The organism is Bradyrhizobium sp. Bra78 (genome assembly GCF_024519855.1).
In the GTDB taxonomy this organism is placed as follows: domain Bacteria; phylum Pseudomonadota; class Alphaproteobacteria; order Rhizobiales; family Xanthobacteraceae; genus Bradyrhizobium; species Bradyrhizobium japonicum_G.
This window is the reverse complement of the sequence record NZ_JALJRE010000004.1, coordinates 326034-341045: the sequence shown is the minus strand read 5'-3', so window position 1 is coordinate 341045 and position 15012 is coordinate 326034. Positions and strand designations below refer to the sequence as shown.

At 63.3% G+C, this 15012-nt stretch carries 16 protein-coding genes; 12 read left to right on the top strand and 4 right to left on the bottom strand.

Going from position 1 to position 15012, the window contains the following annotated elements; genetic code table 11:
- Positions 1-67 precede the first annotated feature (67 nt).
- Together carB and greA are read left to right on the top strand one after the other, a co-directional pair.
- Positions 68-3532, top strand: a complete 3465-nt coding sequence (gene carB / locus OC450_RS12290; protein ID WP_211381573.1) for a carbamoyl-phosphate synthase large subunit — start codon at positions 68-70, stop codon at positions 3530-3532.
- 266 nt (positions 3533-3798) lie between these two features.
- Positions 3799-4272 (top strand): transcription elongation factor GreA, encoded by a 474-nt coding sequence (gene greA, locus OC450_RS12285; RefSeq protein WP_027534300.1) that lies wholly within the window; start codon positions 3799-3801, stop codon positions 4270-4272.
- Positions 4273-4416: 144 nt separating this feature from the next.
- Here the strand turns inward: greA and OC450_RS12280 are convergent, their stop codons facing one another.
- Positions 4417-4896 carry an Lrp/AsnC family transcriptional regulator gene (locus tag OC450_RS12280; RefSeq protein ID WP_027547667.1) on the bottom strand — a complete coding sequence of 160 codons (480 nt, stop codon included), beginning with the start codon at positions 4894-4896 and terminating at the stop codon, positions 4417-4419.
- A 266-nt stretch (positions 4897-5162) separates the two neighbouring features.
- On the opposite strand from OC450_RS12280, the gene trxB reads away from it, so the two are divergent.
- From trxB to OC450_RS12255, 5 genes are all read left to right on the top strand, one after another.
- Complete coding sequence (gene trxB, locus OC450_RS12275; protein ID WP_211381572.1) at positions 5163-6128, top strand: thioredoxin-disulfide reductase; 966 nt, start codon at positions 5163-5165, stop codon at positions 6126-6128.
- Between the two features lie 5 nt (positions 6129-6133).
- Entirely contained in the window at positions 6134-7057 is a 924-nt protein-coding gene (locus tag OC450_RS12270; protein ID WP_027534296.1) for a LysR family transcriptional regulator, read from the top strand.
- Positions 7058-7505: 448 nt separating this feature from the next.
- A complete protein-coding gene (locus OC450_RS12265; RefSeq protein ID WP_211381571.1) occupies positions 7506-8414 on the top strand; it encodes a 4-hydroxy-tetrahydrodipicolinate synthase family protein in 909 nt (302 codons plus the stop codon).
- Positions 8415-8578: 164 nt separating this feature from the next.
- Positions 8579-8725 (top strand): hypothetical protein, encoded by a 147-nt coding sequence (locus tag OC450_RS12260; protein WP_211381570.1) that lies wholly within the window; start codon positions 8579-8581, stop codon positions 8723-8725.
- Positions 8726-8855: 130 nt separating this feature from the next.
- On the top strand, positions 8856-9002 hold the full coding sequence (locus OC450_RS12255) for a hypothetical protein (protein WP_211381569.1): 147 nt from the start codon (positions 8856-8858) through the stop codon (positions 9000-9002).
- 76 nt (positions 9003-9078) lie between these two features.
- Here OC450_RS12255 and OC450_RS12250 read toward each other — a convergent pair whose 3' ends face one another.
- Together OC450_RS12250 and OC450_RS12245 are read right to left on the bottom strand one after the other, a co-directional pair.
- Positions 9079-9756: a ParA family protein gene (locus OC450_RS12250; RefSeq protein WP_211381568.1), complete on the bottom strand. Its 678-nt coding sequence runs from the start codon at positions 9754-9756 to the stop codon at positions 9079-9081.
- A gap of 441 nt (positions 9757-10197) precedes the next feature.
- Positions 10198-10542 (bottom strand): hypothetical protein, encoded by a 345-nt coding sequence (locus OC450_RS12245; protein WP_211381567.1) that lies wholly within the window; start codon positions 10540-10542, stop codon positions 10198-10200.
- A gap of 334 nt (positions 10543-10876) precedes the next feature.
- On the opposite strand from OC450_RS12245, the gene OC450_RS12240 reads away from it, so the two are divergent.
- The 5 genes from OC450_RS12240 to OC450_RS12220 all read left to right on the top strand — a co-directional run bounded on the left by OC450_RS12240 (position 10877) and on the right by OC450_RS12220 (position 13905).
- Positions 10877-11821 carry an AEC family transporter gene (locus OC450_RS12240; RefSeq protein WP_262047955.1) on the top strand — a complete coding sequence of 315 codons (945 nt, stop codon included), beginning with the start codon at positions 10877-10879 and terminating at the stop codon, positions 11819-11821.
- Positions 11822-12412: 591 nt separating this feature from the next.
- Complete coding sequence (locus OC450_RS12235) at positions 12413-12586, top strand: hypothetical protein (RefSeq protein ID WP_262047954.1); 174 nt, start codon at positions 12413-12415, stop codon at positions 12584-12586.
- Positions 12587-12703: 117 nt separating this feature from the next.
- Entirely contained in the window at positions 12704-13090 is a 387-nt protein-coding gene (locus OC450_RS12230) for a nuclear transport factor 2 family protein (RefSeq protein ID WP_262047953.1), read from the top strand.
- 57 nt (positions 13091-13147) lie between these two features.
- Positions 13148-13444, top strand: coding sequence for a hypothetical protein (locus OC450_RS12225; protein WP_262047952.1), 297 nt, complete (start codon positions 13148-13150; stop codon positions 13442-13444).
- 113 nt (positions 13445-13557) lie between these two features.
- On the top strand, positions 13558-13905 hold the full coding sequence (locus OC450_RS12220; protein WP_262047951.1) for a hypothetical protein: 348 nt from the start codon (positions 13558-13560) through the stop codon (positions 13903-13905).
- 21 nt (positions 13906-13926) lie between these two features.
- Here OC450_RS12220 and tenA read toward each other — a convergent pair whose 3' ends face one another.
- Positions 13927-14601: a thiaminase II gene (tenA, locus tag OC450_RS12215; RefSeq protein WP_262047950.1), complete on the bottom strand. Its 675-nt coding sequence runs from the start codon at positions 14599-14601 to the stop codon at positions 13927-13929.
- Positions 14602-15012: the final 411 nt, after the last annotated feature.

Below are 15012 nucleotides of genomic sequence, written 5' to 3'. Positions count from 1 at the left end.
TCGGCCAAAGGGACGCGCAGCAAGCGCGCCCTTTTTTTGTGCCCAAATTCCACTTCGGCGAGAGTTGATGCCCAAACGTACAGACATCACCACCATCCTGATCATCGGCGCCGGTCCCATCGTGATCGGCCAGGCCTGCGAGTTCGACTATTCGGGCACCCAGGCGGTGAAGACGCTGAAGGAAGAGGGCTATCGCATCGTCCTCGTCAATTCCAACCCGGCCACCATCATGACCGACCCGGAATTGGCGGATGCGACCTATATCGAGCCGATCACCCCCGAAATCGTCGCAAAGATCATCGAGAAAGAGCGCCACGTCATTCCCGGCGGCTTCGCGCTGCTGCCGACCATGGGCGGACAGACCGCGCTGAACTGCGCGCTGTCGCTGCGCCGGCAGGGCACGCTGGAAAAGTTTGACGTCGAGATGATCGGCGCGACCGCCGACGCGATCGACAAGGCCGAGGATCGCCAGCTGTTCCGCGAGGCCATGACCAAGATCGGGCTCGAGACGCCGAAGTCGCGGCTCGCCAACGCCTCCGAACTGAAGAAGTCCTTCCGCGACAAATACCAGGCCGAACGCGCGAAGGCGTCGGGTGCCGCGCTCGAAGAGCTCGAGCGCCAGTGGACACTCGGCGAAAGCGACCGCCGCAAGCGCTATCAGGAATATGCGCTCGGCCAGGCGCTGATGGCACTGTCCGAGATCGGCCTGCCCGCGATCATCCGCCCCTCCTTCACCATGGGCGGCACCGGCGGCGGCATCGCCTACAACAAGGAAGAGTTTCTCGACATCATCGAGCGCGGTCTCGACGCATCTCCGACCAACGAAGTGCTGATCGAGGAATCCGTGCTCGGCTGGAAAGAGTACGAGATGGAGGTCGTGCGCGACAAGAAGGACAATTGCATCATCGTCTGCTCGATCGAGAACCTCGATCCGATGGGCGTGCACACCGGCGATTCCATCACGGTGGCGCCGGCGCTGACGCTGACCGACAAGGAATACCAGATCATGCGCGACGCCTCGCTGGCGGTGCTGCGCGAGATCGGCGTCGAGACCGGCGGCTCCAACGTGCAGTTCGGCGTCAATCCCGAAGACGGCCGCATGGTCGTCATCGAGATGAATCCGCGCGTGTCGCGCTCCTCCGCCTTGGCCTCGAAGGCCACCGGATTTCCGATCGCAAAGGTCGCCGCCAAGCTCGCGGTCGGCTACACGCTGGACGAAATCGCCAACGACATCACCGGAGGCGCGACGCCGGCCTCGTTCGAACCGACCATCGACTACGTCGTCACCAAGGTGCCGCGTTTCGCCTTCGAGAAATTCCCCGGTGCCTCCACCACGCTGACGACGTCGATGAAATCGGTCGGCGAAGTCATGGCGATCGGCCGCACCTTCCAGGAAAGCCTCCAGAAGGCGCTACGCGGGCTCGAGACCGGTCTCACCGGCCTCGACGAGATCGAGATCGAAGGGCTCGGCCGCGACGACGACAAGAACGCGATCCGCGCCGCGCTCGGCACGCCGACGCCGAACCGGCTGCTGCAGGTCGCCCAGGCCATGCGGCTCGGCTGGTCGAACGAGGAGATCTTCAACTCCTGCAAGATCGATCCGTGGTTCCTCGGCGAGATGCGCGGGATCGTCGACATGGAGGAGAAGGTCAGGAAGAGCGGCCTGCCCGGCAACGCCTTCGGCATGCGCACGCTCAAAGCCATGGGCTTCTCCGATGCGCGGCTCGCGGTGCTCGCGGAGACGACGGAGGCCGAGGTGACGGCGAAGCGACACGCGCTCGGCGTTCGCCCCGTCTACAAGCGCATCGACACCTGCGCGGCCGAGTTCGCTTCGCCGACCGCCTACATGTACTCGACCTACGAGGCGCTGTTCGCGGGTGCGCCCGCGGACGAGAGCACGCCGTCGGACAAGAAGAAGGTCATCATCCTCGGCGGCGGGCCGAACCGCATCGGCCAGGGCATCGAGTTCGACTATTGCTGCTGTCACGCCTGCTTCGCGCTGCATGACGCCGGCTATGAATCCATCATGGTCAACTGCAACCCGGAGACGGTGTCGACCGACTACGACACTGCCGACCGGCTCTATTTCGAGCCGCTCACCGCCGAGGACGTGCTGGAGATCATCGCCAAGGAGCGCACCAACGGCACGCTGCACGGCGTGATCGTGCAGTTCGGCGGCCAGACCCCGCTGAAGCTCGCGCGCGCGCTGGAAGCGGCCGAAGTGCCGATCCTCGGCACCTCCCCCGACGCCATCGACCTTGCGGAAGACCGCGACCGCTTCAAGCGCGTGCTCGACAAGTTGCGGCTGAAGCAGCCGAAGAACGGCATCGCCTATTCGGTCGAGCAGGCGCGCCTGGTCGCAACCGATCTCGGCCTGCCGCTGGTGGTGCGCCCGTCCTACGTGCTCGGCGGCCGCGCGATGCAGATCATCCGCGAAGAGAACCAGCTCAGCGACTATTTGCTCGGCACGCTGCCGGAGCTGGTGCCGGCCGACGTCAAGGCGCGCTACCCGAACGACAAGACCGGGCAGATCAACACCGTGCTCGGCAAGAACCCGCTGCTGTTCGACCGCTATCTGTCCGACGCGACCGAGATCGACGTCGACTGCCTCTGCGACGGCAAGGACACCTTCATCGTCGGCATCATGGAGCACATCGAGGAAGCCGGCATCCATTCCGGAGACAGCGCGTGCTCGCTGCCGCCGCACTCGCTCGATGCCGCGATGATCGGGGAGCTGGAGCGGCAGACCCGCGAGCTCGCGCTCGGCCTCGACGTCGTCGGCCTGATGAACGTGCAATACGCGATCAAGGACGGCGAGATCTACGTGCTTGAGGTCAATCCGCGCGCCTCGCGCACGGTGCCCTTCGTTGCCAAGGTGGTCGGCACGCCCGTTGCGAAGATCGCCGCGCGGATCATGGCCGGCGAAAAGCTCGCCGACTTCAAATTGAAGAAGCCCGACTTCAAGCATGTCGGCGTGAAAGAATCCGTGTTTCCGTTTGCCCGCTTCCCCGGCGTCGATACGGTGCTCGGCCCCGAGATGCGCTCGACCGGCGAGGTCATGGGCATCGACAGCTCCTTCGCAGTGGCGTTTGCCAAGAGCCAGCTCGGCGGCGGCACGCGGGTGCCGCGCAAGGGCACGGTGTTCGTCTCGGTCCGCGAGAGCGACAAGACGCGCATCGCCGAGGCCGTCCGCCAGCTGCATTCGCTCGGCTTCAAGGTGCTGGCAACGTCGGGCACGGCGCGCTTCCTGACCGACCAGGGCATCCCGACCGAGAAGGTGAACAAGGTGCTGGAGGGCCGGCCGCACATCGTGGACGCCATCACCAATGGCGACGTCCAGCTCGTCTTCAACACCACCGAAGGCCCGCAGGCGCTCGCCGACAGCCGTTCGCTGCGGCGCGCGGCCCTCTTGCATAAAGTGCCGTATTACACCACTCTTTCCGGGGCCGTGGCGGCCGCGCAGGGCATCCGCGCCTATCTGGGCGGGGACCTTGAGGTTCGGACTCTTCAGAGCTACTTTTCGGAAACCTGATCCGAGCGGAAGGCCAAGCCTTGAAGGGTAAGCCTTGAAGGGTAAGCCTCGAGGGGGACACCTTGAGGGGGGAAGCCTTTTGCTAAGTGACTGGCGATGAAGCCACAATGGCCGGAGGAACTGTCCGGCCATGCGGTTGTTCTGTTCCGGCGCCAAGCCCACATAACATTCCGGCGGCGGCGTGTTCAGCCCCCGGAAACACTGACGAATCAAGGTTGCCGCGCCCTTTGTTTTTCTGGGCGCGCGGCCGAAGGACGAGAGAAGACATGGAAAAGGTTCCGATGACAGCGGGCGGCTTTGCCGCACTCGGGGAAGAATTGAAGAAGCGCCAGTCCGAGGACCGTCCGCGCATCATCGAGCACATCGCGGAGGCGCGCTCGCACGGCGATTTGTCGGAGAACGCGGAGTATCACGCCGCGAAGGAAGAGCAGTCCCACAATGAAGGCCGCATCGCCGAGCTCGAGGACAAGCTGGCGCGCGCCGACATCATCGACATCTCGAAACTGTCCGGCGACACCATCAAGTTCGGCGCCACCGTGACGCTGGTCGACGAGGACACCGAGAAGAAGGCGGTGTGGCAGATCGTCGGCGAGGTCGAGGCCGACGCCAAGAAGGGCCGCATTTCCATCACCTCGCCGCTCGCGCGCGCGCTGATCGGCAAGAAGAAGGGCTCGACCGTCGAGGTCAACGCACCCGGCGGCGCCAAGGCATACGAGATCACCAAGGTGGAGTGGCGGTAGGGATTTGTCGCTGCCGCGTGATGACGTTTTGGAAAGGCCGCGCGATGCGCGGCCTTTTTTTTCGGCGTGTTCCTGAGCCTGAGGTGAACCCGCGCGCTCACCACTCGTCATTGCGAGCGCAGCGAAGCAATGACGAAGGAGGCCCTACCGTCTCCCCTTCACGTCCAGCGGCACCGCCGCCTCGTACTTCGAATTGTGCAGCACCAGCGAGGTCCGCACGTTGCGCACATGGGGCGCGGCGGTCAGGTGCGTGACGAAATCCTGGAAGGTCGCCATGTCGGGCGCGACGCATTTCAGGATGAAATCGACTTCGCCCGACAGCATCCAGCACTCACGCACCAGCGGCTCGGCGCGGACGAACTCTTCGAAGGCGCGCAAATCCGCCTCGGCCTGGCTGGAGAGATGCACCGCGGCAAACACCGTGACGTCGAAGCCGAGCTTTCGCGCGTCGAGGAGACCGCGATAACCGTGGATATACCCCTCCTCCTCCAGCGCCCGGACGCGGCGCAGGCAGGGCGGGGGCGAGATACCGACGCGCTTGGCCAGCTCGACATTGGTGATTCGACCGTCGGCCTGAATCTCGGTGAGAATTTTCAGGTCGATCTCGTCTAGGTTCCGCGACACGTGATTGGAACTCCTGGGCCTTTGCGACGGTATTGGTGGGTTTGTCGCAATCCTCATAGCGCAGACGCACCGCGCAGCGCAATTTTATTGCGCGTGCAGCGCAATCGAGTTTTGTTCCCTGTTGGAAAAATCCGCCGACAGGGAATGCAATTCTTGCATAGCTCACCAGAAGGCTTAGATTAGCTCTGATATTTCAGCGCCTCCGCGAGGCCTCCCGGCATGTTCCGCGCCCGCGCTGCAATCCCCCGTGAAAGGCGTCCGTCGAAATGTCCGCCCCTGTCCATGCAAAGGTCGTCATTATTGGCTCCGGCCCCGCCGGCTACACGGCAGCGATCTACGCCGCGCGCGCGATGCTCGAGCCGATCCTGATCCAAGGCATCCAGCCGGGCGGCCAGCTCACCATCACCACCGACGTCGAGAACTATCCGGGCTTCGCCGACGTGATCCAGGGCCCTTGGCTGATGGAGCAGATGGAGAAGCAGGCGCTGCATGTGGGGACACAGATCAAGACCGATCTGGTGATCAAGCTCGACACCTCGCAGCGGCCGTTCCGCCTCACCTGCGATAGCGGCGACGTCTATCTCGCCGACACCGTCATCCTCGCCACCGGCGCCCAGGCGCGCTGGCTCGGGTTGCCGTCCGAAGGCAAATTCCAGGGCGGCGGCGTGTCGGCCTGCGCCACCTGTGACGGCTTCTTCTACCGCAACAAGGAAGTCGTGGTGGTCGGCGGCGGCAATACCGCGGTCGAGGAAGCCCTGTACCTCACCAACCATGCCTCGCAGGTCACCATCGTGCATCGTCGCGATCATTTCCGCGCCGAACGCATCCTGCAGGAGCGCCTGTTCAAGCACCCGAAGATCAAGGTGGTCTGGGACTCGGCCATCGACGAGATCTGCGGCAGCGAGAACCCGAACAAGGTCACCCATGTGCGATTGAAGAACGTCAAGACCGGCGCGCTTACGGACGTGAAGACCGACGGCGTGTTCATCGCCATCGGACACGCGCCGGCGACCGAGCTCGTGGCCGGACAGGTCAAGCTGAAACCCTCGGGCTATGTCGAGGTCGCCCCGAACTCGACCGCGACCTCGGTGCCCGGCCTGTTCGCCGCCGGCGACGTCGCGGACGAAACCTATCGACAGGCCGTGACGGCCGCCGGCCTCGGCTGCATGGCAGCCCTTGAGGCCGAACGATTCTTGGCCCTGCGCGCCAGCGAGCGCGCGGCAGCGGAATAAAGATCATGCCTCGAACACGCGACGGATTTACGGATATGGATTGGGACAAGCTGAAGGTGTTTCACGCGGCAGCTGAAGCGGGCAGCTTCACGCATGCGGGCGAGCAGCTCGGCCTGTCGCAATCGGCGGTGTCGCGCCAGGTCTCGGCGCTGGAGCAGGAGCTCTCGGTCTCGCTGTTCCACCGCCATGCCCGCGGCCTGATCCTCACCGAACAGGGCGACCTCCTGTTCCGCACCGCGCATGACGTCTTCATGCAGCTGCAGGCCGCGCGCGCCAAATTAACCGACAGCCGCGAGCGGCCGAGCGGCGATCTCAAGATCACCACCACGCCCGGCGTCGGCATCAACTGGCTGATCCCGCGGCTCGGCGAATTCACCGCGCTCTATCCGGAAATCCGGATCTCGCTGATCGTCACCGACGAGGAGCTCGACCTCTCGATGCGCGAGGCCGACGTCGCAATCCGCACCCGCAAGCCGACGCAGCCGGATCTCATCCAGCGCAAGCTTTTCGCGATGGGCTTCCATGCCTATTGCTCGCCGGACTACATCAAGCGCTTCGGCACGCCGCGCACGCTCGAGGAGCTCGACTCCCACCGTATCATCACGCTCTCCGACGGCAACTTCGCGCCGCATCTTCAGAACCGCAACTGGCTGGTCGAAGCGGGGCGCAACGGCTCGGGTCCGCGCGAGGCCTATTTCAGGGTCAACAACATCCTCGGCCTCGTCCGCGCCTGTCAGCAGGGCCTCGGCATCGCCGCGCTGCCGGACTATCTGATCGAAGAACAGAGCCGCCTCGTACAGCTGTTCGGCGAATCGGATTCGATCCAGCTCGATACGTATTTCGTCTATCCGGAAGAGCTGAAGACGGTCGCACGCGTGCAGGTGTTCCGCGACTTCGTGGTGAGCAAGGCGCAGCGCTGGCCGTCCTGATTTCCGCATGACTGACATGCGGCTCCGGCGCTTGCTGCAAGCCGCGGGTCAAGCTCATACTGCTTGCACGCTGAGCCTTCGCGTTGCGCATTTGTCCCCCTCCTCCAGTGGCGCGGGAGTTCAGTAATCCCTCTTGGAAGGTGATTGTGTCGGCCTCACGTGGCCAATACCTTAAGCCGGACCCTCTCGGGTCCGGCTTTTTTTCTGTCCGATCAGGCTCTCGCCTTCCGCGTGTATTGACAGTTCCACGCATACCCCGCATCATTTGCAAATGATCACGAAGTCGTGCGCAATCGTTTCGAAAAAAGGCCCCCACCTGGGGACCTCGGATTTTTGCGCGCGCTAATACTGCCTTCGTCATCGCAGCAAATCTTCGAAAACCCCGCCGCCTGGACGGGGTTTTTTCATGTGCCTCCGTCTCAGGTTTTTCCCGAGAAGGAGATGGAACATGACCGGTCTACAAGATCATTTGCACGGCCTCTGGCTGCCGCTGGTGACGCCGTTTCGCGACGGCGCGCTCGACGAGAGGTCGCTGCGACGGCTGACGCGGCACTATTGCGGACAGGCCGTCGACGGCTTCATCCTGGGCGCGACCTCCGGTGAAGGCATGACGCTGCGCGAGGCCGAACTCGAACGGCTCGCCGCCATCGTGCGCGACGAGATGGCCGGCGATCGCCGCAGCATTCCGATCTGCCTCGGCCTGTCGGGCGCGGACACCTCGCGGCTGAAGGAGCGTCTCGACGAGACCGCGGACTGGCCGATCGACGGATATCTGATCGCGAGCCCCTATTATGTTCGGCCGTCGCAGCGCGGGCTGCTGGCGCATTTCGAAGCCCTTGCCGACCACGCCGCCTGGCCGATCGCGCTCTACAACATTCCCTATCGCACCTCGGTCAACATCACCAACCAGACGCTGCTGCGGCTGGCCGAGCATCGCAACATCGTCGGGCTGAAGGATTGCGGCGCGAGCCGCGAGCAATCCATCGCGCTGCTGCGCGACCGTCCCAAGAGTTTTCGCGTGCTGACCGGCGAGGACGTAAATTATCATGAGGCGCTCAGCGACGGCGCCGACGGCGGCATCGTGCTGTCGGCCCATGTCGAGACCGCGACGTTCGCGGCGGTATATGCCGAGCTCAGGCGCGGCAACCATGACGCGGCACAGGCGCACTGGCACGAGGTTGCCGAGCTGACGCGACTGTTGTTCGCAGAGCCCAGCCCCGCACCGGCGAAGTACTGGCTGTGGCGGGCAGGCCTCATCGACAGCCCCGAAGTGCGCCTGCCGATGGTGGAAGTCGGCAGCGAGCTTGCCGCTACGCTCGATCGCGAGATCGAGCGGCGGATGCAGTTGGCGGCGTAGTTCATCTTACCCTCCCCTGGGCGGCACTCCAGGGGAGGGTAAGTGGATTCCGTGGTTAACCGGGCGCGAACGGCCTTCGCTACTGCCGCATGGCGCGTCCACGGCTCGTTTACGCAATCGCGCCTATCGTTTGCGTTCGACGTCTTTCAAAAGGGGGAATGACCATGGGGCAACGCATCCGCCCGACGGCGGCAGACATGTTCGCGCCCGCCGATCTCTTGCGGGGAATTCTGTTGGTGTCGTCGTTCGGGTTCTGGGCGGTGGTGCTCGGCCTGATGCCGGTGCTGGTGTTTCGGATCTGGCTCAGCTGACGCGCATCCCTTTCGGATGGTTAATCCGTGGTAGCACCTGTGTTCGAAAGCGCGCGAAACTGCGACGCGGAATTTTAAAACATCCTGCCTATCGTTCACGTCCATAAGCGAAGAAATCGCGGGGGCGTTTATGAATAGTCATAACGACATGGCGTCGCATTACGACGCCGGACAGCAGGGCTTCACCACCGAGGACATTCTCTGGGCCGCCGGCATCTGGTCGGTGATCCTCACGCTGTCGCCGGTGATCGTGTTCTACATGCTGATGGTGGCGTAACCACCATAGCTATCTCCGAAAACGTAAAACGCGCGGACGTCCGCGCGTTTTTCGTCCGGGGAATGATTTATGAAAATTATGCCGCCTGCTTGTGCATTGCGCCGGACGCCGACGCCGTGCCGCGAATAGCCTTCACTGAACGCTCGATCGCCGCCCACAGCCTTGCGATCTCCTGAGCCGCACGGCTCTCGGCCTGGTATTCCCGCGCGCCCTCGCCGTGGCTCAGCGCCATCAGCAGATCCGAACGGTTGGTGATCTGGCCGCCCCACACCGGAGCACGGAATTTCGCCAGCGCCTCGCGGGCGATGGTCACGATCGGGCTTTCGGACTCGTCGCGGCGCGCCGGCGCACCGTTGAGCACGACCGCGTAGGGCTTGCGCGCCGCACGGCACATCTGGATCGTCTCCTGCACCGCGTTGACGTCGAACACGCCGGGGCGGGCGGGGATCACGACCATGGTGGCATTGCGGATGGCGTCGTCGACGACGGCCGACAGGTTCGGCGGCGTGTCGATCAACACCCATTCATAACCGTCGCGCTTGGCAGCGGAGACGATGCCGCTGACCGAGTTCACCGCAGCCTTGATCGGCGGTTCGTTGGTGCCACGCAGCTTGTGCCACAGCGTGAGCGAGCCTTGCGGATCCGCATCGACGAGCAGGATGGGCTTGGTCGCCTTGATCTGCGCGGCAAGATGTGCGGCGAGGGTACTCTTGCCCGAGCCGCCTTTACGCGATGCAAAAACAATAACGTTCATACCTTCGGCCTCCAGATTGACCCCAGGCCGTGAAAATGAATCAGCGCGCTGATTCGGGAAAGAAAAATTTACCGACAGTTGCCTCGCCGCCACGAAATAACAAGGCGTGTTGGCTTTTGAGTCACACTGCGTCGTTCGGCGCTCGACACGAACTGCAATGAAACGCCTTCCGCGCCGGCCAATCGTGCGTTTTTTGAGCAGCCGGACCGGACAAGGCGGAATGCAACCTCGCCGCGCAAACCGTCTGGCGACTCTTTTCCATCGCGCGCGGTCGCAATTGTCGCAATCCTTGCGCGCCAGCCGCGCGAACAAAACGAGTCCGGTGGCTGTCGCGGGGCTGAAGCCCGGAAACGCAAATGCCCGGGACCTTGGGCGCGACTACGCGCTTTTGCCCGGGCACGATGAGTTTCAGGCGAGGAACGCTGCGCGCGCGCCCGGCGCTCAGCCTTCGCTTGATTTCTTCTTCTTCGGCGCCGGCTTGGTGGTCTTCTTCGCGGCCTTGGGCGCGATGCTGGTCGGCTTGCCGGCGCGGGCCTCGCCCGGCTCCGGTCCCGGCCGGAAGAAGGCCCGGCACGGCGGCGAGAGCTGCGACTTCTTCTGGATCATGCAGGCGGTGATGGCATCGACGTTCGGTACGAACTCGCCGCACAGCCGCATCGCGTCCGGCGAGCAGGCCTGCTGTTCCTCCGGCGTGTAGGCAAAGCCCGCACCGGGGTGGATCAGGACGGCCAGGGCGATCCCCGCGATCGCAGCAGCCAAGGTTGTCTTAAAGCGGAACGCCGGCATCGATCCCCCCAAATGTCGAGTCGATGCGAATAGTGGGTGAACGGGCGTTGGTTGGCAACGAGGGGCGAGGCGAAAGGTCGGACGTGTGCGGTCTCGGCAACAGCCCCCTCCCCGGCCTCCCCCGCAAGCGGGAGAGGGAGCGCGCCTCCTCCTCCGACAAAAAATGCGAAAACAACCCCATGCACAGTAGCCGGGGCACTGAGCGTCCCTGCGAATTTTCATGCTTGCGGATTTTACGAAATCAATTTGACCCGTCGGGCAAAACAGTGGCATGATGGCATGATCGAGGATGCGTGGGGTGGTCGGCTGTCTCCCCCCTTGAGGTGAGGGTCGCATGGCCACCGTATTGATCGTCGCGCCGGTGTTTGCGCTGATCGCGGCCGGCTATGCCGCGGTGCTGTTTCGCTTCGTCTCCGAGGCCGCGCACAAGGGCATCTCCGAATTCGCCTTCAGCATCGCCATCCCCGCGCTGCTGTTCCGCACCATCGTCGTGTCCGAATTCCCCGATGTCAGCCCCTGGCGGATGTGGGGCGCCTATTACGGCGCGCTCGCCATCATCTGGATCGCGGCGCTGGCGCTCTCGGCCCTGCTGCGGCAACGGCGGGAGGATCGCGAGGACGGCGTCGTGTTCGCGATCGGCGCGGTCTACGGCAACATCGTGATGCTCGGCATCCCCATGACGCTCTCGGCGCTTGGCAACGAGGCCGCAGGCCCGATGTCGCTGATCCTGTCGGTGAACACGCCGCTGCTCTGGCTCTGCGGCATCCTGCAGATGGAGCTCGTCAGCCGCAAGCGGACGGGCTCGGTGCTGTCGGTGATCCGGCCCGTGCTCGCGGATCTCGCGCGCAATCCGCTGATGCTGGGGATCGGCCTTGGCGTGGTCTGGCGCTTCACCGGCCTCGGCCTTCATCCCGTCGTCGACAGGACGATCGAGCTGCTCGCACAAGCGGGATCCCCCGCGGCGCTGATCGCGCTCGGCATCAATCTGTTCCGGTTCGAGGTCAAGGGCGAGACGTTGAGCGTCGTCGTGATGAGCGCGCTCAAACTGCTGGCGATGCCGGCGGTTGCGTTCGTGCTCGCAAAACTGCTCGACCTGCCGCCGGTCGCAGCCGGCGTGAACGTGCTGTTCGCGGCGATGCCGACCGGCGCCAACGCGTACATCTTCGCGGTCCAGTATCAGCGGCTGGTGAACCCGGTGTCCGGCGCGGTGGCGCTGGGCACGCTGCTGGCGGCGGTGACATTGCCGGTGGTGGTCATGGTGGTGGCGGGTGTGAAGTAGCTGCTCGCTGTCCCTGCCTGGCGAGCTACGCCTGAATGCCCGGAAAATGACCGTCTTTTGGGGAAATGAAATTCGTTGGTCCGCGAGATGATCTCTGAAGCGCGATGGCTTGAAATGAGATGGCTTGGGACGAGATGGCTTGGGGACGAAGCGTCATCGCGCTGCGGTTCAATATAAGCAACTGGTGAACGCGGTGTCAGGGGCGGTGGCGCTTGGGACGCTGCTGGCGGGGATGACGTTGCCGGTGGGACGGTGAGTGATCCGCTCAAGCAGCCCAGTCCACAATCGCGTCAATGAAAGTCCGAGCTTGTCGGATCGCATCCAGCCGCGTCGCACAGACACCGACCGACACGGTTCGGCCCTTTCCGACCGTCCACTGCCAACCGGACAAATAGCTCATTTCAACGATCGAAAAGCTGACGCCGCGATGTTCCACGGAGAACCTCCGCTGACATGATGCCGTGTCCAAAAAGCCTACTCCAAATGCTGAATATGGTCCAGCCAGCAGAGCCAACAGAGCTGATGTTGGCTGGCGCTCTCGGAGAGCTCGAAACGACCCGGCGAGACCAGGCATAGACGCTGACTTCGTCGTTGACCGTCGCCGTGGCGTGCGCGCTCAAACTGCTGGCGATGCCGGCAGCCGCGTTCGTGTTCGCGGCAATGCCGACCGGAGCGAACGCGTACATCTTCGCGGTTCAGTATCAGCGGCTGGTGAACCCGGTGGTCTGGAGCAGTTTGCGCTGGGGACGCTGCTGGCGGCGGTGACGCTGCCGGTGGTGATGGCGCGGTAAGCCCGCTGCCACGATTTTGCCATTGCATGCAAAGGTAGCTATTATGGGATGACAGGCATCACAGGAGGCGGATATGGGACATCGCGAGGGAATGCTCGACGTCATCAAACGCGCTTACGCCGCGCGCGATGACGGTGACGTGGAGGGCCTGGTCGCGGCTTTTCATCCCGAGGGCCTGTTCACGTTGATGGGAGACAAGAGCACGCTCGAACTGACGGGAACTATGCAAGGGCACCCGACCCTGCGCGGGGCTTTCGGCCAATTGATTGCCGACTTCAGCTTCGAAAGCCGCGAAATTCTGGCTGAGTTGGTTGACGGGAATCGTGCCGCAATACATTCCCGCGCTCTCGTTCGACACCACCCAACCGGAAAGACTGCCAGCACCGAGATTCTCGACCTGTTCAGATTTGAGGATGGTAAAATCGCCGAGCTGATTGAGTTCGCGGACACGGCACAAATCAAAGCCATGATCTCCTGACGCGCGATGAGACTGGATTGAATCGTCCTCGCGCAGGGAGAGAAGCCCGAGATCCTCGTGCTCGAATTGCCGCCGGTCGCAGCCGGCGTGATCGTGCTGTTCGCGGCGATGCCGACCGGTGCCAACGCGTACATCTTCGCGGTCCAGTATCAGCGGCTGTTGAACCCGGTGTCCGGCGCGGTGGCGCCGGGCACGCTGCTGGCGGCGGTGACGTTACCGGTGGTGGTCATGGTGGTGGCACGTCTGGCCGCCAGGCGCGTTCCGCTTCGGCAGGTCGCAACCCGCCGGATCAACGCAATCCCAGGAATGACAGAATTACGCCAACCACGACGACGAGACCGACGATATAGATAATTCCGTTCATGGCTCAACTCCTCAGCGTTGTTTGTCCCTGCCGTATGCAAACACCCCGGCCGCCGAAAAGGTCCGCCGCACCGATTGCCGATTTTTCCCGAACGAAGGAACGAATGGCCTCCCTGCCGCTTCTGAATGCGGGACTGTCTGGAACAAGAGGGATCGATGGGTGTCTGGCATCAAATCGCGAGTGCGACGACGACGATTGCATTTTCGATTTGCCTGTTCATGGCGTCGCAGACGTACGTGGCGTCCCGCTTGTCCGCTGCAGAACTCTCAACCTCGAACGTCCTGAAGCTGCGAAACGCGGCGTATCGCGTGCCGCACGGTCATTGAGCCGGACCGGCATGCCGCTTGCCATATCGCTGATCGTGGACGGCTATGTGCGACTGGGGGATCGCGAGGCTCTGAAGACGCTGCGCGTCCACCGTACCACGATGCTGATAACCTTCAGGCCATGAGCCTGGCGACGGCCGAAAGGGTTATTGAACCCGCTGGCCCGCGCGCCAGGCCATCTCCCAGAAGTCTGCCTCGAGCCGGGTGGCTTCCTTGAAGATCGCAATCAGTTCTGCCTCGCGGGCCGGCGTGGCGTAGAGATCGGCGAGATGCTCCATGTGCGCCCGCGCCTTGGCAGCGACCTCCTGGTACGGCGCGCCGGCATACTCGGCGATCCAGACGCGATAGGCGTTCGTCGCAGCGTCCGCGAGGGGGAGCGAGGCGAGCCGCGTTGCGATCTCCGCGTACCCGATCACGCAGGGGGCAAGCGCCACCTTGAGTGCCAGCAGGTCGCCGCGCATTCCCGCGTCGAGCACGTAGCGTGTATAGGCCAGCATCTCGGCCGCCGGAGCGGCCTGTTCGAGGTCGGCCGGGGATAGACCCCATTCGGCACAGAGCTTCACATGCAGGTTCATCTCGACATCGAGGATGGCCGAAAGGCCGGCCGCTGCTTCACGCATGTCGGCAAGTCTGGGCGACTTGTAGACCGCGAGAGCGTAGGCGCGAGCAAACTCGATGAGGAACAAATAGTCCTGAACGAGGTAATGACGAAACGCCGCTTCGGGGAGCGAGCCGTCTGCCAATCCGTTCGTGAAGGGATGCTCGGTGTAGGCCCGCCACTCGACGGATGCTGCTGTCTTGAGACGCTCGAAGAAACTCACGATCTTTTTCGCCTGGCTTGCTTGTCGATGAACGTCTTTGGAGCGCTATCGATAGCTCATTGCGGACTGAGGAGCTACGGCGACCGCGGACAAAACTGGCTTTGAGCAGCGTTGCGGATGGGGCACTCCCCGCGTCGAGAGTTTGGTTCACGGCAATTGAGAAGTAGCCTTAGTCAGTCATCCGCGCTCTACGGTAAAGAGCGTGGATGATCCTAACCCATTGACTTATCACATGGTCGAATGCGGCGTGTAGCTGACGTTAGCTACTAAATCGGCTTACGAATGAATCCGCGCGCTAGTTTTGCAGGCTTCTCAAAGCTATGCCGGTATAGCGAACGAACTAAAAGTGCTTCAGCGCTCTCCTGCATAGAGCGCGCAGGCAAGCGGATCGCCATAAACTATTGAATTTGC

Bases quoted from the DNA above. Each gene is read 5' to 3' on its own strand.
- carB (WP_211381573.1), top strand. From the start codon at position 68: ATGCCCAAACGTACAGACATCACCACCATCCTGATCATCGGCGCCGGT.
- greA (WP_027534300.1), top strand. From the start codon at position 3,799: ATGGAAAAGGTTCCGATGACAGCGGGCGGCTTTGCCGCACTCGGGGAA.
- trxB (WP_211381572.1), top strand. From the start codon at position 5,163: ATGTCCGCCCCTGTCCATGCAAAGGTCGTCATTATTGGCTCCGGCCCC.
- OC450_RS12270 (WP_027534296.1), top strand. From the start codon at position 6,134: ATGCCTCGAACACGCGACGGATTTACGGATATGGATTGGGACAAGCTG.
- OC450_RS12265 (WP_211381571.1), top strand. From the start codon at position 7,506: ATGACCGGTCTACAAGATCATTTGCACGGCCTCTGGCTGCCGCTGGTG.
- OC450_RS12260 (WP_211381570.1), top strand. From the start codon at position 8,579: ATGGGGCAACGCATCCGCCCGACGGCGGCAGACATGTTCGCGCCCGCC.
- OC450_RS12255 (WP_211381569.1), top strand. From the start codon at position 8,856: ATGAATAGTCATAACGACATGGCGTCGCATTACGACGCCGGACAGCAG.
- OC450_RS12250 (WP_211381568.1), bottom strand. From the start codon at position 9,756: ATGAACGTTATTGTTTTTGCATCGCGTAAAGGCGGCTCGGGCAAGAGT.
- OC450_RS12245 (WP_211381567.1), bottom strand. From the start codon at position 10,542: ATGCCGGCGTTCCGCTTTAAGACAACCTTGGCTGCTGCGATCGCGGGG.
- OC450_RS12240 (WP_262047955.1), top strand. From the start codon at position 10,877: ATGGCCACCGTATTGATCGTCGCGCCGGTGTTTGCGCTGATCGCGGCC.
- OC450_RS12230 (WP_262047953.1), top strand. From the start codon at position 12,704: ATGCTCGACGTCATCAAACGCGCTTACGCCGCGCGCGATGACGGTGAC.
- OC450_RS12220 (WP_262047951.1), top strand. From the start codon at position 13,558: ATGGCCTCCCTGCCGCTTCTGAATGCGGGACTGTCTGGAACAAGAGGG.